Source organism: Acetobacter sp. (assembly GCF_047721705.1).
Taxonomy (GTDB): Bacteria; Pseudomonadota; Alphaproteobacteria; order Acetobacterales; family Acetobacteraceae; genus Acetobacter.
The window spans coordinates 1-18,276 of record NZ_JBDNXK010000020.1; the positions used below are offsets into that span (position 1 = coordinate 1).

At 56.9% G+C, this 18,276-nt stretch carries 18 protein-coding genes and 2 tRNA genes; 11 read left to right on the forward strand and 9 right to left on the reverse strand.

All coding sequences use genetic code 11. From position 1 onward, the window contains the following. Together sdhC and ABF824_RS05365 are read right to left on the reverse strand one after the other, a co-directional pair. A partial coding sequence (gene sdhC / locus ABF824_RS05360; RefSeq protein WP_415486858.1) for a succinate dehydrogenase, cytochrome b556 subunit occupies nucleotides 1-339 on the reverse strand: 339 nt, incomplete at its 3' end. Between the two features lie 264 nt (nucleotides 340-603). Beyond that, nucleotides 604-1,626 carry an aspartate-semialdehyde dehydrogenase gene (locus tag ABF824_RS05365; protein WP_415486859.1) on the reverse strand — a complete coding sequence of 341 codons (1,023 nt, stop codon included), beginning with the start codon at nucleotides 1,624-1,626 and terminating at the stop codon, nucleotides 604-606. A 408-nt stretch (nucleotides 1,627-2,034) separates the two neighbouring features. Between ABF824_RS05365 and ABF824_RS05370 the strand changes: the two genes are divergently transcribed. Next, on the forward strand, nucleotides 2,035-2,508 hold the full coding sequence (locus ABF824_RS05370; RefSeq protein WP_415486860.1) for a DUF2501 domain-containing protein: 474 nt from the start codon (nucleotides 2,035-2,037) through the stop codon (nucleotides 2,506-2,508). Nucleotides 2,509-2,638: 130 nt separating this feature from the next. Here the strand turns inward: ABF824_RS05370 and nusG are convergent, their stop codons facing one another. The 3 genes from nusG to ABF824_RS05385 form a co-directional block, all read right to left on the reverse strand. Beyond that, entirely contained in the window at nucleotides 2,639-3,169 is a 531-nt protein-coding gene (gene nusG / locus ABF824_RS05375) for a transcription termination/antitermination protein NusG (RefSeq protein WP_415486861.1), read from the reverse strand. Between the two features lie 9 nt (nucleotides 3,170-3,178). Further along, on the reverse strand, nucleotides 3,179-3,373 hold the full coding sequence (gene secE / locus ABF824_RS05380) for a preprotein translocase subunit SecE (RefSeq protein WP_415486862.1): 195 nt from the start codon (nucleotides 3,371-3,373) through the stop codon (nucleotides 3,179-3,181). Between the two features lie 158 nt (nucleotides 3,374-3,531). After that, nucleotides 3,532-3,608, reverse strand: a tRNA-Trp gene (locus ABF824_RS05385). 217 nt (nucleotides 3,609-3,825) lie between these two features. Here ABF824_RS05385 and ABF824_RS05390 point away from each other — a divergent pair. The 7 genes from ABF824_RS05390 to atpC all read left to right on the forward strand — a co-directional run bounded on the left by ABF824_RS05390 (nucleotide 3,826) and on the right by atpC (nucleotide 10,635). After that, a tRNA-Gly gene (locus tag ABF824_RS05390) sits at nucleotides 3,826-3,899 on the forward strand. A gap of 101 nt (nucleotides 3,900-4,000) precedes the next feature. Further along, nucleotides 4,001-5,428 carry an MFS transporter gene (locus tag ABF824_RS05395; RefSeq protein ID WP_415486863.1) on the forward strand — a complete coding sequence of 476 codons (1,428 nt, stop codon included), beginning with the start codon at nucleotides 4,001-4,003 and terminating at the stop codon, nucleotides 5,426-5,428. Between the two features lie 209 nt (nucleotides 5,429-5,637). Next, nucleotides 5,638-6,228: a F0F1 ATP synthase subunit delta gene (locus ABF824_RS05400; protein WP_415486864.1), complete on the forward strand. Its 591-nt coding sequence runs from the start codon at nucleotides 5,638-5,640 to the stop codon at nucleotides 6,226-6,228. Next, complete coding sequence (gene atpA / locus ABF824_RS05405) at nucleotides 6,228-7,763, forward strand: F0F1 ATP synthase subunit alpha (RefSeq protein WP_415486865.1); 1,536 nt, start codon at nucleotides 6,228-6,230, stop codon at nucleotides 7,761-7,763. The genes ABF824_RS05400 and atpA overlap by 1 nt, the downstream gene beginning before the upstream one ends. 16 nt (nucleotides 7,764-7,779) lie before the next feature. Beyond that, complete coding sequence (locus tag ABF824_RS05410; protein ID WP_415486866.1) at nucleotides 7,780-8,661, forward strand: F0F1 ATP synthase subunit gamma; 882 nt, start codon at nucleotides 7,780-7,782, stop codon at nucleotides 8,659-8,661. 60 nt (nucleotides 8,662-8,721) lie between these two features. After that, entirely contained in the window at nucleotides 8,722-10,200 is a 1,479-nt protein-coding gene (gene atpD, locus ABF824_RS05415; RefSeq protein WP_415486867.1) for a F0F1 ATP synthase subunit beta, read from the forward strand. Between the two features lie 27 nt (nucleotides 10,201-10,227). Continuing rightward, on the forward strand, nucleotides 10,228-10,635 hold the full coding sequence (gene atpC / locus ABF824_RS05420; protein WP_415486868.1) for an ATP synthase F1 subunit epsilon: 408 nt from the start codon (nucleotides 10,228-10,230) through the stop codon (nucleotides 10,633-10,635). 95 nt (nucleotides 10,636-10,730) lie between these two features. Here the strand turns inward: atpC and queF are convergent, their stop codons facing one another. After that, nucleotides 10,731-11,201 (reverse strand): preQ(1) synthase, encoded by a 471-nt coding sequence (gene queF, locus ABF824_RS05425; RefSeq protein ID WP_415486869.1) that lies wholly within the window; start codon nucleotides 11,199-11,201, stop codon nucleotides 10,731-10,733. 105 nt (nucleotides 11,202-11,306) lie between these two features. Between queF and rnd the strand changes: the two genes are divergently transcribed. Both rnd and ABF824_RS05435 read left to right on the forward strand, forming a co-directional pair. After that, on the forward strand, nucleotides 11,307-12,497 hold the full coding sequence (gene rnd, locus ABF824_RS05430; RefSeq protein WP_415486870.1) for a ribonuclease D: 1,191 nt from the start codon (nucleotides 11,307-11,309) through the stop codon (nucleotides 12,495-12,497). A gap of 136 nt (nucleotides 12,498-12,633) precedes the next feature. Continuing rightward, on the forward strand, nucleotides 12,634-13,338 hold the full coding sequence (locus ABF824_RS05435) for a GcrA family cell cycle regulator (RefSeq protein WP_415486871.1): 705 nt from the start codon (nucleotides 12,634-12,636) through the stop codon (nucleotides 13,336-13,338). Nucleotides 13,339-13,464: 126 nt separating this feature from the next. Here the strand turns inward: ABF824_RS05435 and ABF824_RS05440 are convergent, their stop codons facing one another. Further along, nucleotides 13,465-14,202, reverse strand: a complete 738-nt coding sequence (locus tag ABF824_RS05440) for a bactofilin family protein (protein WP_415486893.1) — start codon at nucleotides 14,200-14,202, stop codon at nucleotides 13,465-13,467. Nucleotides 14,203-14,474: 272 nt separating this feature from the next. On the opposite strand from ABF824_RS05440, the gene ABF824_RS05445 reads away from it, so the two are divergent. Further along, complete coding sequence (locus ABF824_RS05445; protein WP_415486872.1) at nucleotides 14,475-15,464, forward strand: adenosine kinase; 990 nt, start codon at nucleotides 14,475-14,477, stop codon at nucleotides 15,462-15,464. Nucleotides 15,465-15,493: 29 nt separating this feature from the next. Here ABF824_RS05445 and ABF824_RS05450 read toward each other — a convergent pair whose 3' ends face one another. Further along, entirely contained in the window at nucleotides 15,494-16,846 is a 1,353-nt protein-coding gene (locus ABF824_RS05450) for a glycosyltransferase family 4 protein (RefSeq protein WP_415486873.1), read from the reverse strand. Then, nucleotides 16,846-18,255, reverse strand: coding sequence for a glycosyltransferase (locus tag ABF824_RS05455; RefSeq protein WP_415486874.1), 1,410 nt, complete (start codon nucleotides 18,253-18,255; stop codon nucleotides 16,846-16,848). Before ABF824_RS05455 ends, ABF824_RS05450 begins: the two co-directional genes overlap by 1 nt. Between the last annotated feature and the right edge of the window lie 21 nt (nucleotides 18,256-18,276).

Consider the following 18,276-nt stretch of genomic DNA (forward strand, 5'->3'; position numbering starts at 1 on the left):
GTCGTAACGGTGGCCTGCATCCCAGATGAAGTGGCGCAGACCACAGACCGTGTGCCAAACCAGAGAGACAATCCAGCCGAACAGCACCAGCTGCCCCAGCGGATTGCCAGTAACCTTGCGCGCTGAAGCGAAAGACTTCGGACCCTTTGCAAGGGCCGCGAGCCAGAACACTCCCAGCGCGGAACCGGCGGTAGCCACCACACCCGTTATTCGGTTCGAAATAGAAAGAAACATCGACAGGCGCATTTTATAGACCTGAAGATGCGGTGACATCGGTCGTCGGATTAGAGTGCCGTCACTACGGCTCCCAACATAGAGCGCTTCCCGGACATCCTGCATCGTCGCCTCGTCGTTTTGTCCAAGTCATCCGCCGTGCGTGGACGGCGTCATTCCGAAATCGGTCCTACGCCTGAGGGTTTACCGGGTCAATTCAACGGGGAAACACGAGACCGAGAGGAAAGCTGACGTTTTACCTAAAAAAATACCCACCGGCAGGCGTAAGTCTCCCGGTGGGCCAAGTCTGTTACTGTTTCAGACATCGAACTGAAAGAAACGTCGCATGAGAAGCAGAGGGTCACATCAAACCAATGTGACCGCCCGAAATCAGTCTCGTTTCGGTAGCAGATCGAGTGCAATCATGGTTTCGGCAATCTGAACCGCATTCAGCGCAGCACCTTTGCGGAGATTGTCGGACACGCACCAGAACGCGAGTCCGTTTGGCACGGTCGGATCGATTCGGAGACGGGAGACGTAGCTCGCATCTTCACCCACGCATTCGATGGGTGTGACGTAGCCGCCATCCTCGCGTTCATCGACAAGCACGACGCCTTCAGCCTCGCGCAGGGCTTCACGGGCCTGCTTGAGGTCCACAGGCTCCTCGAATTCGACGACGATGGCTTCCGAGTGCCCGATGAACACCGGAACGCGGACGCACGTGGCGATCACGGAGATCTCCGGGTCGAGAATCTTTTTCGTCTCGACGGTCATCTTCCACTCTTCCTTGGTCGCGCCGTCATCCATGAAACGGTCGATCTGCGGAATACAGTTGAAGGCGATCTGCTTCTGGAACTGTTCGATCTTCGGAGGATCGTTGACGAATGTGCCTTTCGTCTGGGCGAAAAGCTCATCCATGCCATCCTTGCCCGCGCCAGCGACGGCCTGATATGTGGCGACCACGACGCGCTTGATGGTGAACAGATCGTGCAGCGGCTTGAGGGCCACGACCATCTGGATTGTCGAGCAGTTCGGGTTCGCGACAATGCCGCGCTTCGCCTTCTTCAGATCGTTCGGGTTCACTTCCGGCACGACCAGCGGCACATCAGGTTCCATACGGAAATGTGATGTGTTGTCGATCACGATGCATCCCGCCTTCGCAGCGCGGGGACCATGAATGGCGGACACACTGGCACCAGGCGAGAACAGGCCGACATCCCAGCCCGTGAAATCGAACGTTTCGAGATTCTGAACCTTCAGAGTCCGGTCACCAAACGAGACTTCACGGCCTGCCGAGCGTGGGGACGCCAGCGCCACGATGTCATCGACCGGGAATTCCCGCTCATGCAGCGTTCTCAGTATTTCGCGCCCGACGGCTCCAGTCGCTCCGACGACCGCTACGCGATAACCCATTGCTTTATTTCTCCTGATCCACACTCATTGGCGGAATGACGGGTCGACACCTATAGCAGGAACGCTATGGGCGAAACATTTATCGTATAATGTGCAGCGGACGGCTTCACACCTGACATTGTGTTGGCCCGCCGTTCCTTCGTCGCATCTTCATGATCTTTTATCCCATGTGTCGTTATGCAAGGCGGCGCATGTCTATCGGGAAAGCGGGTGAGGCATGCCGTGATCTCTCTTGTATGCGGGCGGCAGTCATGGCGTCCTGCACGCGTGAATGCAGAAGGTAGCCTTACGTGAACTTATGGAAATGAAAGCGTTTTGCCGCTTTGCTGCCTTATTGCGTATTCAACAAGCCTCCTGACGCCTGAAGCGGATCGCTCCGATTCAGGCCGTATGTCGAAAGGAAATTTCATGACCATTCTTCGTCTTGGCGCTCTCGCCGTTGCCTGCGGTCTGTCAGTTGCTGGCGTCTCCGCCGCGCAGGCCCAGTCCTTCGGTAACATCGTCAAGGGAGCGGAGCAGGGAGCTCTTCAGAGCGCGGTTGGAACCAACAACGCGTCCTCCATCGCTGGCGGCGACCTCACATCGGGCCTGCTCGGCTCCATGGGTCTGCCGTCGCTTTCAACCGCCAGCACGGGCAACATCACCGGTGTTCTGAGCTACTGCGTGCAGAACAAGCTGGTTTCCAGCACGTCAACGGCTCAGACGACACTCAACTCGCTGACGGGCAAATCGGATGTCACCAGCGATACGTCCTACGCCAGTGGCCAGCAGGGCATTCTGCAGCTTGGTAACGGCAACCAGCTTTCGCTTGATTCGCTGAAAGCAAAGGTACGCAAGAAGATGTGCAACGCAGTTCTCAACCGCGCTTCTTCTCTGCTCTGATCGTTTCAGGAGTGGCTACCATCGCACGGTGGTGGCCGCTCTTACGGTTCTGGTCAGAAAATTCTGCCCAATAAAAAAGCCTTCGTTCACTGAACGAAGGCTTTTTTGCAATCCGACTTTTAGGAAGCGGTCAGAGCTTTTCGACCTGTCCATAATCGAGATCGACCGGTGTGGAGCGACCGAAGATCGAAACGCTGACTTTGAGCCGCTGCTTCTCTTCGTCCACTTCTTCCACCACGCCGTTGAAGGACGTGAACGGACCATCCGCCACACGCACCTGTTCGCCGACTTCGAAGGTGACAGAAGAACGCGGACGCTCCACGCCTTCCTGTGCCTGCTTCATGATCCGCTCGGCTTCCGCCTCAGGGATCGGTGACGGACGTGTCTTGGAGCCGAGGAAGCCGGTGACACGAGGAGTGTCTTTCACCAGATGCCATGCCTCGTCGGTCAGCTCCATTTTCACCAGAATATATCCGGGGAAGAATTTGCGTTCCGTGTTGACCTTCTGGCCCCGACGGACCTCAACCACTTCTTCAGAGGGAACGAGAACCTGCTCGATATGGTCAGAGAGCCCCTTGTCGGCGGCTTCTTCCATGATCTGGGTAGCAATCTTCTTCTCGAAACCCGAATAGACGTGAACGACGTACCAACGTTTGGCCATCCCGGTCCTCTAGCCTCCCAGCCCGAAAAGTTCTCGAACGCCGAGGCCGATGACCTGATCGACGACGAAGAAGAAAATGGAAGCGAGCGTCGCCATGGCAAGGACAGCGCCCGTGGTGACCAGCGTCGCTTTCCGTGATGGCCACGTGACGCGCTTGGCCTCGGCCTCCACATCTTTCAGAAATTTGACTGGACTGGCTGACACGAACAAACCTTCTCTTTCCGTTGCGGCTTTTATCGATCACATCCGATCGGCCACAGCAACAGGTAACACTCGCCAGAATCCGGTCGAATCCGACCGGCCTGCGCCACCCTTCGCCAGATCCAGAGGAAAAACCACAGATACTGAATTCAGGATGTTTCTGGCAGGGGTGGAGGGTCTCGAACCCACAACCTCCGGTTTTGGAGACCGGCGCTCTAGCCAATTGAGCTACACCCCTGCAAGCCGCCTGCGGCGCCGACCAACGGAATAGCGGAAAGCTGTTCCCCTGGCCACCCGTGCGAACCCGGCGCAGGCAGCGGAAAAAAGTATGCCCAGCGGGTAAAGTCAAGAGGGGGGAGGCGATTCGTTCTTCCCGGTGTTGATTCATGCCCTTGCGGGATGGCGGAGAGGGCTTGCCGGAGAGGCGGGTTCGGCGGTATGGAAGGGCCATATGGGCGGGCGTAGCATAGTGGTAATGCAGTAGCCTTCCAAGCTTCTGAGGAGGGTTCGATTCCCTTCGCCCGCTCCAACTTTTTCCAGCAAAACAGAAACGTGATAAAATTTTCCGGCATATGACATGGCAGTGTCCGCGTATGGACAGTCGATGTTGTTTTGTTTCCGGGAAAAATCATGCCGCCACACGTCACCGAGGGGCGCCGCTGGCTGGTGCTCGCATCCTGTTGCCTGAGCCTGTTGCTGGTGATGATGGATGTCACGATCGTCAACGTCGTGCTGCCCTCCATCCGTCAGGCTTTCGGCGCCAGTATCGCCGGCCTGCAATGGATTGTTGATTCCTATACGCTGATGGTCGCGGCTCTTCTGATGGTCGCAGGGACGCTTGCTGATCGATTCGGAAGAAAGAGGATCTTTCTTGCGGGTATCGTGGTGTTCTGTATGGCGTCTGCTCTTTGCGGGCTGGCTGCTACACCAACCCAGATGATTCTTGCCCGGACGCTTCAGGGGGTTGGTGGCGCGATGCTCAACCCCGTGGCGCTCTCCATTATCGCCAACACATTCATCGAGCCGGCGGAGCGGGCGAAGGCGATCGGTGTCTGGGGCATGATGTCCGGGATCGCGCTTGCTCTCGGGCCAGTCGTGGGTGGCTTTATTGCCGATTCGTTTAGCTGGCGTTGGGTCTTCTGGGTCAATCTTCCAATCGGCCTCATCGCACTATTGATGACTTTGCGATTCGTGCCGGAATCGCGTTCGCCCATCGTGAAACGATTCGACCCCGTCGGGCAGTTGCTGGCTGCTCTCGCTACCGCATCATTGGTAGGTGCGCTGATCGAAGGGCCGGATCTTGGATGGGGGAGTGCGCCCATCGCTCTTCTTCTGGTTTTAGCCGCGGCTTCCACGGGTGGCTTTGTGCTTGTGGAGCGTCGAATCGCCAATCCGATGCTTAATCTGGGTTTTTTCCATTCCATTCCGTTCGCATCAGCGACCGTTCTGGCGATTCTCTGCTTTGCCGTGTTCGCCTCCCTACTGTTCCTCAGCACGCTCTATCTCCAGCAGATTGAAGGTTTCAGTCCGGCACAGGCGGGCTGGAAACTCATGCCGTTTGCGTTGGCCGTGATGGTGGCGGCCCCCTTGTCCGGACGGCTTGTTGCGGGACGGGGGGCACGGCTTCCCCTTGTTCTGTCCGGATTGGGGTTGGGGACGGGGGCGTGGAGGCGGGCGCGACTGACTGAGTCGCCATCCGCTCTCTGGCTGGCAATGGCCTATGCGTTCGTGGGCGGTGGATTCGGATTATGTAATGCTCCGATCACCAATGCCGCCGTCTCGGGAATGCCGCGCCGTCAGGCCGGACTTGCGGCCGCCGTGGCGTCGACGAGTCGTCAAATCGGTGCGGCCTTGGGGGTGGCTATTGCCGGAAGCGTGCGGGGAACGGGCGTGACCTCAGGCGACATGCATCTTTTTGCGGCATCTTTTCTGCATCTGAGCACTGTTGTCTGCTGGATTGCTGTCGGATTGAGCGCGGGTGTTGTCGTGATTGGAATGGTCGCGACGGGGGCGTCCGCGAAGGTCAGTGCGGAAAGAGTGGCGGAAAGATTTTCATGATGCGAGGATGCCGTCGAAGGGTGTTTCGTAGCATTCTCTTCATGAAGATTGATTTCCGTTCATCTGTTGGTTGCGCCCCCGAAAACTCCATGCTAGACGCCGCCCCAATAAGAAATGCGACCGGGCAGTTCATCAGGTCCCGGATAAAAACCGGACCAGAGGGCGCGCCCGCTGGCACCCATGGGGAACGCAGAAGGAAATAGCCGCCAGTGGCCACTGCCGTAACAAGTACCCGCTCCGTTTCCCAGTCCCCTGCAGGGACGGGAGGGCTCGCCGGGCGATATGCGACCGCACTGTACGAGCTTGCCGCCGATCGGCGGATGCTTGATGAGGTGCTTTCCCAAGCTGATTCTCTTGCGCAGATGATTGATGAAAGCGCTGATTTCCGTGCCGTGCTGCAGGATACGCGCCTTGATATCCGCGACGCGAGCAAGGCTGTTCTTGCTGTCATCCGGCAGCAGGGTTTCGGCGAGTTGATCGTCAACTTTGTTGGTGTGATCGCTGATAACCGTCGTCTTGGTCATCTTCGCCAGATTCTTGCGGCTCTGGCCGCAGTTGCTGCTGCCCGCCGCGGTGAAATCACTGCGGAAGTTGTCAGCGCCAGCCCTCTTACAACCGCACAGCGCGCCCAGTTGCAGGGCAAGCTCGCTGAAGCCGGTTATTCCCGTGTCAGTCTCCATGAGCGCGTTGATCCGGAGATCCTTGGTGGTCTCATGGTCCGCGTTGGTTCGCGTCTAGTTGACACCAGCCTGCAATCCCGCCTTGTTCGCTTGCATTATGCCATGAAGGGAGCCGCGTGATGGAAATCCGTCCCGCAGAGATTTCGGATATCCTGAAGCAGCAGATCGCTTCATTTGATACGGCGTCTGAAGTCGCCGAAACCGGTACTGTTCTGACCGTCGGTGACGGTATCGCTCGTGTTTACGGGCTGCAGAACGTCATGGCTGGCGAGCTTGTCGATTTCCCGGCAGCTGGTCAGAAAGGTATGGCGCTGAACCTTGAGAACGACAACGTTGGTGTCGTTATCTTCGGTTCCGATACCGAAATCCGTGAAGGTGATACGGTCAGCCGTTCCGGTGCCGTTGTCGAGGTTCCGGTTGGTCGCGGCCTCCTCGGTCGTGTGGTCGACGGTCTCGGCAACCCGATCGACGGTAAGGGTCCTCTGACCGACGTCAAGATGTCGCCTGCTGAAGTCAAGGCGCCGGGCATCATGCCGCGCCAGTCCGTTAGCGAGCCGATGCAGACAGGCATCAAGGCAATCGATGCACTCGTGCCGATTGGCCGCGGTCAGCGTGAGCTTGTGATTGGTGACCGTCAGACCGGCAAGACTGCTATTCTGCTCGACACCATTCTCGCCCAGAAAGATGTGAATGCACTCGGTGACGACAAGAAGTCGCTGTACTGCATCTATGTCGCGATCGGCCAGAAGCGCTCTACCGTTGCGCAGCTTGTCCGCACGCTCGAAGAGCATGGCGCGATGGCTTACTCGATCGTAGTCGCTGCTACGGCATCTGATCCGGCTCCCATGCAGTATCTGGCGCCTTACGCTGCCTGTGCGATGGGTGAATATTTCCGTGACAACGGCATGCACGGCCTGATCTGCTACGACGATCTGTCGAAGCAGGCTGTTGCTTATCGTCAGATGTCCCTGCTGCTGCGTCGTCCGCCGGCACGTGAGGCATATCCGGGTGACGTCTTCTATCTGCACTCCCGTCTGCTGGAGCGCGCCGCGAAGATGTCCGATGCCAATGGCGCGGGTTCGCTGACAGCTCTGCCGGTCATCGAAACACAGGCCGGTGACGTTGCTGCGTATATTCCGACGAACGTGATTTCCATCACCGACGGTCAGATCTTCCTTGAGACTGATCTGTTCTACCGTGGTATCCGTCCTGCCGTGAACGTCGGTGGCTCCGTGTCTCGTGTTGGTTCTGCCGCGCAGATCAAGTCGATGAAGCAGGTTGCTGGCAAGATCAAGCTGGAGCTGGCTCAGTATCGTGAAATGGCTGCGTTCTCGCAGTTCGCATCCGATCTCGATCCGGCGACGCAGAAGCAGCTTGCTCGTGGCGCCCGTCTTGTCGAGCTTCTGAAGCAGCCTGAGTCCTCGCCGCTTTCCGTCGAAGAGCAGGTGGTGGTTCTGTTCGCCGGAACACGTGGCTATATCGACGGCATCGCCGTGGAGCAGGTTGTGCCGTGGGAAGGAAAGCTGCTTTCCGAACTGCGTGGTCCTGCCAAGGATATCGTCCAGGGTCTGCGCACCGAGCGTCAGATCACCAAGGATCTCGAGACGAAAATCGGCGAGTTCCTCACGGACTTCAACCGTCGTTTCGCAGCCTGATCGCGAGTAACCGTTCATGGCCTCCCTGAAGGAACTCCGCGCACGGATCGGAAGCGTCAAATCGACGAAGAAGATTACGAGCGCGATGAAGATGGTCGCGGCGGCCAAGCTCCGCCGCGCCCAGTTGCATGCCGAAGCGGCCCGTCCGTATGCGGCCGCCATGCGACGCATGCTCGGTGAGCTTGCGGGTGCGATGGCTGGTCAGGATGGTGCTCCTCAGCTTCTGGCGGGAACGGGTAATGACCGTGTCCATCTGCTTATACCAATCACGAGTGATCGCGGTCTGGCTGGCGGGTTCAATTCGAACATCAATCGGACGACCCGTCTGACGATCCGTCGTCTTCAGGCTGAAGGCAAGACCGTCAAGCTGTTGCCGATTGGTCGGAAGGGATATGATTATCTCTCCCGGGAATATGCCGATCTGATCATTGATCACGTCATCGGTGTTGGTGGGAAGGAAATTCCTTTTTCTGCCGCCAGCGATCTCGGTGCGAAGATTACGGCTCTCCTTGAAGGTGAGCAGTTTGATGTCTGCACGATCATCTATAATCAGTTCCGAAACGTGATGTCGCAGGTGCCCACGCCTCTGCAACTCATTCCGTTGGGACTGGATGTTGCCGAGACGCAGCCTGATCCGAATGCCGCTCAGTATGAGTTCGAGCCGGATGATCAGACACTTCTGGAACGTCTGCTTCCGCGTAATCTGCAGGTGCAGATCTATGCGGCGCTGCTTGAGTCGGCAGCTGGTGAGCAGGGCGCGCGTATGACCGCCATGGACAACGCCACCCGGAACGCAGGCAAGGCAATCGACCGCTTGACCCAGACCTATAACCGGACGCGTCAGGCTAACATCACCAACGATCTTATCGAGATCATCTCGGGTGCGCAGGCGGTCTGACGGCCGCTTCCATCCGATCCCGAATCATTCAGACCGTTTTTGCCCGCAGGAGCTGACCCCATGTCGGACACCACCACACAGACCCCGGCCCAGTCTTCAGCCTCGGGTTCGTCGAACAATGTTGGCCGGATCACACAGATTCGCGGCGCCGTCGTTGACGTCCAGTTTGAAGGCGAACTGCCCAAGATTCTCGGCGCTCTGCACGTGAAGCTTGGCAACCATACTCTTGTGCTCGAAGTGGCGCAGGAAATCGGCGAACACGAAGTGCGCTGCATTGCCATGGACACGACTGATGGTCTGGTCCGTGGACAGGAAGTTGTTGATACCGGCGCGCAGATCTCTGTGCCGGTTGGCCCGGAAGTGCTGGGTCGCATCATGAATGTCATCGGTGAAGCCATCGATGAAAAAGGCCCTATCCGGACGACGCGCACGGCTCCGATCCATCGCGAAGCTCCGTCCTTTGAAGAGCAGGCTGGCGCTTCCGAGATTCTTGTCACAGGAATCAAGGTTGTCGATCTGCTTTGCCCTTACCTCAAGGGTGGTAAGATCGGCCTCTTCGGCGGTGCTGGTGTCGGCAAGACCGTTATCATTCAGGAACTGATCAACAACATCGCCAAGGCGCACGGTGGTGTATCGGTGTTCGCTGGTGTTGGTGAGCGTACGCGTGAAGGTAATGACCTGTATTACGAAATGCAGGACGCTGGCGTCATCAAGGTGAATGAAGACGGTTCAACCGAGGGTTCCAAGGTGGCGCTGGTCTATGGCCAGATGAACGAGCCGCCGGGTGCACGTGCTCGTGTTGCTCTGTCCGGTCTGACGCAGGCTGAGTATTTCCGTGACGAGGAAGGTCAGGACGTCCTGTTCTTCGTCGACAACATCTTCCGCTTCACGCAGGCTGGCTCGGAAGTGTCCGCTCTGCTGGGTCGTATTCCGTCTGCCGTGGGCTATCAGCCGACGCTGGCCACGGAAATGGGTGCTCTTCAGGAGCGTATCACCTCCACGAAGAAGGGTTCGATCACCTCCGTTCAGGCCGTTTACGTGCCTGCCGATGATCTGACCGATCCGGCTCCTGCCGCGACCTTTGCTCACTTGGATGCCACCACGGTTCTCAACCGTTCGATCGCCGAAATGGGCATCTACCCGGCCGTTGATCCGCTGGACTCCACGTCGCGTTCGCTCGATCCGAAGATCGTTGGCGAAGAGCACTACAAGGTTGCCCGCGACGTGCAGCGTATTCTGCAGACCTATAAGTCCCTGCAGGACATCATTGCCATTCTCGGCATGGATGAGCTTTCGGAAGACGACAAGCAACTCGTTGCCCGTGCTCGTCGTATCCAGCGCTTCCTGTCCCAGCCGTTCCACGTGGCTGAGGTGTTCACAGGCGCACCGGGTAAGCTGGTTTCGCTGGAAGACACGGTGCGTTCGTTTAAGGCGATTGTTGCCGGCGAGTATGACGACCTTCCGGAAGGCGCCTTCTACATGGTCGGCTCCATCGAGGAAGCAGTCGCCAAGGCTGAGAAGATGAAGGAAGCGGCGTAAGTCGCGACGTCGGAAGGGACCAACAGAATGCCGATCAAGGTCGAGATCATCAGCCCGGAGAAGGTTCTGGTGTCCCGCGACGTGGACATGGTCGTGATGCCGGGTGAGGAAGGCGATATTGCCGCCATGCCCGAGCATGCGCCGATGATGCTTCTTCTTCGCGGAGGCACCGTCACGCTGTATGAAGGTGACAAACCAACGGATCGCTATTTCGTTGGTGGCGGGTTTGCCGATATGACGCCGACGCGTTGCACCATTCTTGCAGACGAAGCTGTGCCTGTGACTGAAATTTCAGTCGATGAAGCAACAGCAAGGCTGGAAGCTCTGACGGAAGCATGGGAATCCGCTGACAAGTCGGATGTTTCCCGTCTTGAGGGGCTTATGTCGAAAATCCAGTCCGTGCGGGCGGAAATCGACGTCGGAGCTGGAAACTAATATCTGACTGTTTTCAGCAAACAGGCTGTCGATAGCTTTTAAAGGTTTGCGAGGGGCTTCCTTCGCAAACCTTTTTTGTTTGTTGATGGATTGTTTCAGCCACGGCCCCGATAGCCGGGAACATCCTGTGACGGAATCCAGACGTCCTGTGGCGGTGCGCCGGTCTGCCAGAAAACGTCGATCGGGATGCCGCCCCGCGGATACCAGTAAGCGCCAATCCGCAGCCAGACCGGATCAAGCAGCTTCACCAGCGTCTCGGCCACTGTCACAGAGCAGTCTTCATGGAAAGCGCCATGGTTACGGAAACTCGTCAGGTAGAGTTTGAGCGATTTGCTTTCCACAATCCAGTCACGAGGAATGTAGTCGATCACAAGATGCGCAAAGTCTGGCTGACCCGTAACAGGGCAGAGGGAAGTGAACTCGGGTGCTGTAAAGCGCACGACATAGAGCTTGCCCTTATGAGGCGCCGGTACACGTTCAAGCTGGGCATCTTCCGGTGATGTAGGGATCGGGGCATGCCGACCCAATTGGGTCAGGGCGTCCGTGCCGTCAGGTGATTGGGTCATGACATCGTTCCTTGTGCGTATCTTGAAAAGCGATGTGTCATTCCGCTGATTATGCCGTCAAGCAGGCATCTTCCTCTTCTTGCGTCTGATGTGTATGGAACAGACATGAGCAAAAGTCGGAAACATGCCTTCCCCGAGCCGCGTCTGATCACTGCTACAGACGACCTTGCCGAGACTGTATCGCGCCTCCGTCAGGAGACGTTCGTGACTGTCGATACGGAATTCATGCGGGAAAAGACTTATTGGCCCGAACTGTGTCTCATTCAGATTGCTGGCGAGACAGAAGTTGTTCTGATTGATTCCTTTGCGCCTGGCATCGATCTCGATCCGCTGAAAGCGCTTTTCGACGATCCTAACGTCGTGAAGGTTTTCCATGCTGCGCGACAGGATCTGGAAATTTTCCTGCATCTTTTTGGAGCTCTTCCGACGCCTCTGTTCGATACGCAGGTTGCTGCCATGGTCGCGGGGTATGGCGATCAGGTTGGATATGACAATCTGGTGGGAGCGCTGACCGGGGCGGCGATTGATAAAAGCCATCGTTTCACTGACTGGTCCGTTCGTCCTCTTTCCGCTGCCCAACTGACATATGCCGCAGCGGATGTGACCTATCTTCGTCTGGTTTATCAGGGGCTGATTGATCAGTTGGAACGCGAAGGGCGGGCAGGTTGGGTCGAGGCTGAACTGGCTGCGCTCTCAGACCCGGATCGTTTGATCGTTGATCCTGAAAAGCAGTGGGAGAAGTTACGGGCCCGCACTGGCAATCGTCGTATGTTGGGAATCCTGAAGGCTATTGCGGCATGGCGGGAGCGGGAAGCCCAGAATGCCAACGTGCCCCGTCAACGGATGCTGAAAGACGAAAGCCTGCTCGAAATCGCGGCTACAGTGCCGAAGACGGTCGAGGCTCTCGCGCGGGTGCGCGGTGTGACCCGTGGTTTTGCTGACGGAAGGATGGGGCAGGATCTTCTCGCAGTCGTTCAGGCGGCCTGTGCGTTGCCGGAATCCGAATTGCCCAAGGTTACGCGTAACCGCGGGGCTGATGCGCCGAGGCCTTCGCCCGCTCTGGTCGCTTTGCTGAAGGTTCTGCTGGCATACGAATGTGAGCGCCACGATGTTGCGCCGAAATTGGTCGCCAGTTCTGATGATCTTGATGCGTTTGCGTTGAAACCTGATGCACAGGGACCGCTCCTGACCGGGTGGCGTCGCGATGTTTTCGGTGAGGAAGCGCTGGCCTTATGCGAAGGCAAACTGGCTCTCGCCGTTCAGAATGGACGCGTGAAGCTGCTGCGGACCGAATAGGCTGGTTTCTGTAAGTCAGAAATGCGGCTTCGTCCCAATGTTTCTGGCAAGCTTTCCTTGAGTGTGAGCGACAAAATCCCTATTTTCCATTCAAATTCTGGTTGGCAGTTGTCGGCCGATAGTGGAGAGGCGTGTCATGGAGTGGACTGAGGAGACGATCGCTCGTCTCAAGGCCTTATGGCAGGAAGGACTGTCAACGGCAGAGATCGGGCGCCAACTAGGCATTACCAAAAATGCGGTTGTTGGGAAGGCGCATCGTCTTGGCTTGCCCGCACGGCCATCACCGATTCGGCGTGAGAAAGCCAAGACTACAGCGAAATCGACAGGTGAAGAGGGGAGCGAGCAGCCCAAAAAGGCAGCTACTCCGCGTCGTTCTGCGAAAGCAACGCCTGAAGCAGCCTCTCCGGTTGCACCCACTTCTGCTCCAGTGACCGCATCGGAAGCGCCCGTCACGGCTGCTGCTGTGTTGGATGATCAGAAAGTCGCTGCTGTTCCTGCTGCCAAGGCAAGTGAACCTGAAGTTGTGGCAACGAAACAGGCTGAACCAGTCAAACCGAAGCCTGCCACGATTGTGCAACTGGTTCCGGCAGCCAAGGAACCATCGGCTCCCGTGCAGCAGGAACGTAAAGTAACTTCCGCTGCATCTCGGGCCGCTGCTCAGCGTCTGACTTCGATCATGGAGCCGCGTCGCCGCAGTGCAAGCTGCTGCTGGCCGCTTGGCGATCCGGGTACGCCGGGGTTCCATTTCTGTGGTGCAACGCCACTTCCGGGCAAACCCTATTGCGCCGAGCATGCGGCGATGGCGTATGTCAAACTGCGAGATCGCCGGGACAGCGCCTGACATTTTACTGAAATCCGCCAGCTTATGGTTGGCGGGTTTTTTTTATATGCTTTGTTCCAATAAGCGCTATTTACAAAAAAACCCGCCTGAAGGCGGGTTTTTCGTATCCAGAAAGAAATCTGGATATCAGGAAGCGCTGTCGCTCTTCGGCGTAGCAATGTCCTTGTCAGACAGCATTTCCAGCTGACCGGTGATCTGACCACCATCTTCCACGCGCAGACGCTTGCAGGTCGCTTTGCCCAGCAGACGGCCAGTAGCGGCAACTGTCAGATGGCCACGAACGGTCAGGGTGCCGTCAACGGTCCCGGCGATTTCGGCGTCTTCCACTTCCACACCACCGCGAAACAGACCGCCCGGAGCGACGGAGAGTTCCTTGGCATTGATCATGCTGGACTCAACAGTGCCTTCCACGACCAGACGCTCGGCATCCTGCACGGAACCCTGAACGCTGATGCCACGACCCACAACGAGTGTGCGACGGTCATCACGCGGAGCTGAAGCAGCGCTGGGGCGCTGACCCGGGATCAGACCCGGAGCGGCTGTGGCACCCGGTGCATTTGGCGGGGTCGGGCCACCGGCAGGTGTAGGATTGGTGCCGGGAGTAGGAGGGAAGGGAGCACGGCCCATAGATTTGGAATCCTTTGAAGGTGTGGAAGAACCAATGGTTTTGGCTGCCGCCCCGTCCGGTGTATTGACTGTCTTGGGCGGAAAAATGGCATCACGCCCGGTCACGTCGCCTTTGGCAGGCTTGTTTTCGGAAGTGCCAGGAACAGCAGGCCGGGATACCGCGTCCGCCTTTGGCGCCGGCGTGGATGCTCCGCTTTGCTGGGGCTTGGCGGCGTCAGGTTTGCGTCTCTTGAACAGCAAGAAAACCCCGTCACTCGTTATCTGGGCCGCAGAACGGCCCGCATGGCTGCTGACCTTACTCCCACCGTCAAGGTTTTCACGACGGCACGAGTAAGGTCAGCGTTGATTTCAACAAGGGTTATACGCATTCGAGACGGGGCGGCAAGGGCGTTTCGCTGCGTTTTTTGCCTGAATTTCCCACTTTGGCATGAGCCGGTCGCTCGGGGCATGGACGACATCTGTCCAGAACGATAAGGGAGGATGACTTTTCAGCAATCCGGGACAAGACCATGACCATCCTCTACGACCTCTGCGGGATCGGCAATGCCATCACTGACGTTCTTGCAAAGGTGAGTTTCGAGTTTCTTGAGAGTCAGGGGTTGGTTGCGGGCAGCATGACGCTGATTGATGAAGATCGGGCGCATGCGCTTCGTCAGGCCGTGCAGATCGAAGGTGAAACAGGCGGTGGTTCTGTTGCCAACACCTGTGTGGTGGCAGCTCAGTTCGGCGCACGTGTCGCTTATCTGGGAAAAGTTGCGGGAGATGCCGCCGGCAAGGCTTTCGCTCAGGACATTCGTCAGTGCGGTGTGAACTTTCCTTCCGCACCGCTTGATGGGCGGCTCGGGGCCAATCTTTCGACCGCGAACTGCATCGTGATGATCACACCCGATGGGCAGCGCACGATGTGCACGTTTCTTGGGGCCTGTACCGAATTCACTCCGGACGATGTGCTCGAAGATGTGCTGGCGGCGTCATCTGTCGTCTACCTCGAAGGCTATCTGTTCGATCCGCCGCACGCACAGGAAGCGTTCCGTCGCGCGGCGACATTGGCGCATAATGCGGGACGGCAGGTCGCTCTGTCGCTTTCCGATCCATTCTGTGTAGGCCGTCACCGTGAGGCATTTCTGGATCTTGTGAGGGGGCATATCGATATTCTCTTTGCGAACGAAAACGAGATTTGCTCCCTTTATCAGACGGAGAATTTCGAGACAGCTGCCGGTCATGTTGCGGAAGACACGAACTTCGCTGCACTGACCCGCTCAGAAAAAGGCAGTGTTATTATCCGCAGCGGCGAACGGATCAATGTTGCTCCCGTGCCGACGCAGGTGGTGGACACCACCGGCGCTGGCGATGCCTACGCGGCCGGGTTCCTCGTCGGGCTGACGTCCAATCGCACACTGGAGGAAAGTGGGCGTCTTGCGTCTCTGGCGGCCTCTGAAGTGATTTCACATTATGGGGCCCGGCCTCTTTCCAATCCTTGGAAAGATATGGGCGTCTGATAACGGTTTATAAGAGCAAGTGGGGCCAGTTACTTTTCTGGTTCCAGTTTGCTAAGAATGATGCTGGCACATGAGCGCCAGTCGGCGGGAATAAAATCCTTTCGAATCTGATCTCGCCACGCTTCCAGCCCGTTGCGATCATCCAGAGTCTCGCTGATGGCGCGAAAAGCGTCCGCCATGTTTTCGGGGTCAAAATAGCGGGCGAACCCCCCTCCAGCTTCTGGAATGGCCGTGGTTGCCGAAGCGAGGCATGGCTGCCCGAATGAGAGGCTTTCCGCGACCGGGAGCCCCCAGCCTTCTGCAAGAGAAGGGAATACCGTGAACAGGCAGTTCTCATACAAGGCTGCCAGTTCCTCATCGGTGGGGCTGGGAATGTGTATGATTTTGCCATCCAGCCAGCGCGTATTGTCGAGTTGCTGAAAAAGACTCTCCACAAGCCAGCCTTTCCGACCGGCAAAGACGAGTGTTGGCACATCGACACCGTTGCTCTCGTCCATTAGTCGTTTCCATACACGGAACATCAGAAGATGATTCTTGCGTGCTTCTATCGTGGAGACAAACAGCACATAAGTGCGGCGTGGCGGATGCTGTGAATAAGTGCGCGGCACTGTAGCTTCTCTTCTGAACCCCATGCCTGCGCCGATGCGGGTGACTGCGTTCTGAAGCGGGATTCGTTCTCGTACCGTATATGCTTCGACATCGCGGGCGACTGCCGTGCTCGTGGTGAAGACATGGTCGGCAAGAGGAAGGACGGCCTGGTGCCATGTTGTGAAAGGGCTGATCACGGAGCGATCGCACCATTCGGGGTTTGTCACAGGGAACATGTCGTGAATGAGGAGCGAAAAGGTCGCGCGATGTTGATCGCGTAGCCAGCGGACAGTTTCGGCGTAATCTTCAGTGGCCCAAGGCGCTCCGGGCACGAAAAACATGTCTCCCGGTTGAAGCAGAGCTGTCAAAGGTTGCCCTTCTTCCTGAGTGGGAAAAGTTTTTTCTGAAACTGATTGATGGGTAAAAACGTGACGAACAAGAAGCGTGCCCAGCTTTCCAAACTGACGAAAAACGTCTGCCTGAGATCGGACCATTGCTAAAAAGAGCGAGACAGGTCCAACAGGAATAGGCGTTACCGTGCGGAGAGCATCGGTCTTCCGAACTGGCGGCCTCTGATCGGTCACGTATGCAAAGCCACTGGCTATGTCAGTCCAGGAGACTGTCTCGAAATCTTTTGCTCCTCCAACACAACATACGAAGCGTACCCTGTCGGGGGCTGCCAGGTGAAGCGCCTGTCCAAGTTCAAAGACGACGCGCTGAATGCCACTTGGACGATTATGCTGCCGGAGATACTCCAGAAGATCCGTGACATTGATGAAGAGTTTTGCAGGCATTAGCCGTGTTCCTGCGTCAAGGATGCTTCACACACATCCAGAAGAAAGTTGGCCGATGTTTCCCACGATATGGGATGAAATGAATTTCCGATCTCTGCTTTCCATGTCAGGATATTTTCTCGGTTCATAAGGGGCTGTCGTATCGTTTCTGTGGCCTCATTGACGTTTTCTGGATCAAAATATCTGACGAATGAGCCACCAGATTCCCGAATGGGGGCAGTATCAGACGCAATGCAGGGCGTCCCGAAGCTGAGGCTCTCTGTCACCGGCAGCGCCCATCCTTCTGACAGGGAAGGAAAAACCGTAAAAAGAGCGTTCTGGTAAAGATAAGTCAGTTCCATATCGGACGGATCAACAATCATCCTGATCCGTCCCTCAAACCAGTCAGCATTATCGAGTTGTTGCAGCAGATCGGTTGCGAGTGAACCAATAGACCCAGCAAATACGAGAGTGGGAATGACGTGATTATCCGCTCCATTCAGCAGACGTCGCCAGACGCGAAGGAGCAGGGCATGATTTTTCTGGATTTCGAGCGGGGAGGCATAAAGCACATAGCTTTGAGGTGAAGGAAGCCCCGGGCAAGGGGATTGGAGGGAGGCTTTGTAGAGACTGCTGCCCATCGGCATTACACGGATAGGGCGGGAAGGTGTTTGAATCTGCTGTTTCAGATCTTGCGCGATTGATGTGCTGACAGTCACAACCTCTGAACATTCTGAAAGGCCCGTTTCCAGCCAATGTCGAAAATTGCTCACCAGAGAAGGGGCGCACCATTCCGGATGCTGTAGCGGCAAAAGGTCATGAACGAGATGAACGATCCTGAGGCCAAAGCGCTTCCGGGCATTTGTCAGGTGTTCGCTGGCCAAAGGATCGCGCCATATTTCACCCGGCACGAGAAAGATGTCGTTTCGTTGTGGTGTGACGGGGGTAGGGGAGACAGAAAAGTCGTTAGTTTCTGGATTTGATTGTGAAGCAGGATGTGGTTGCAGGAAGCGTCTGAAAAGACGAAATGCGCGTTGCTGCGCGATGCCCGCAGACAAAAGAGGCTCGCCGAGGTTGGAAGGAAGTTGCTGAAAACTGCTGATGAGGGCTTTACGAATTCCATCGATCACAGGAGATTGCGGAATAAGCGCGCGTCGATCGTATAAGGGCAAGGGCTTTTGCGTGGGGCGCGCACGAAAAAGAGCGCCAATTTGTGCCAGAGTGACTTCAGAAAACAGCTCATCGCCTGCGCCGCGCGTGACGAAACGGATGTGTGGACGGGCCGGCCTATGCTCCGCGCATCTGTCGAGAGCCAACAGGATTTCATAAACGACGCGCTGAATTCTGCTTGGTCGGATGTTATTCCTCGCATAATGAAAGAAATCATTGACATCGACCCAGATGGTGCAGGTGGGAGAAGGGCGTGACATTGGGCTTTCGTATCTGTCGCT

Bases quoted from the DNA above. Each gene is read 5' to 3' on its own strand.
- rnd (WP_415486870.1), top strand. From the start codon at position 11,307: ATGAGCAAAAGTCGGAAACATGCCTTCCCCGAGCCGCGTCTGATCACT.
- ABF824_RS05455 (WP_415486874.1), bottom strand. From the start codon at position 18,255: ATGTCACGCCCTTCTCCCACCTGCACCATCTGGGTCGATGTCAATGAT.
- ABF824_RS05445 (WP_415486872.1), top strand. From the start codon at position 14,475: ATGACCATCCTCTACGACCTCTGCGGGATCGGCAATGCCATCACTGAC.
- queF (WP_415486869.1), bottom strand. From the start codon at position 11,201: ATGACCCAATCACCTGACGGCACGGACGCCCTGACCCAATTGGGTCGG.
- atpC (WP_415486868.1), top strand. From the start codon at position 10,228: ATGCCGATCAAGGTCGAGATCATCAGCCCGGAGAAGGTTCTGGTGTCC.
- ABF824_RS05450 (WP_415486873.1), bottom strand. From the start codon at position 16,846: ATGCCTGCAAAACTCTTCATCAATGTCACGGATCTTCTGGAGTATCTC.
- atpD (WP_415486867.1), top strand. From the start codon at position 8,722: ATGTCGGACACCACCACACAGACCCCGGCCCAGTCTTCAGCCTCGGGT.
- ABF824_RS05410 (WP_415486866.1), top strand. From the start codon at position 7,780: ATGGCCTCCCTGAAGGAACTCCGCGCACGGATCGGAAGCGTCAAATCG.
- ABF824_RS05365 (WP_415486859.1), bottom strand. From the start codon at position 1,626: ATGGGTTATCGCGTAGCGGTCGTCGGAGCGACTGGAGCCGTCGGGCGC.
- ABF824_RS05370 (WP_415486860.1), top strand. From the start codon at position 2,035: ATGACCATTCTTCGTCTTGGCGCTCTCGCCGTTGCCTGCGGTCTGTCA.
- ABF824_RS05395 (WP_415486863.1), top strand. From the start codon at position 4,001: ATGCCGCCACACGTCACCGAGGGGCGCCGCTGGCTGGTGCTCGCATCC.
- nusG (WP_415486861.1), bottom strand. From the start codon at position 3,169: ATGGCCAAACGTTGGTACGTCGTTCACGTCTATTCGGGTTTCGAGAAG.
- atpA (WP_415486865.1), top strand. From the start codon at position 6,228: ATGGAAATCCGTCCCGCAGAGATTTCGGATATCCTGAAGCAGCAGATC.
- ABF824_RS05435 (WP_415486871.1), top strand. From the start codon at position 12,634: ATGGAGTGGACTGAGGAGACGATCGCTCGTCTCAAGGCCTTATGGCAG.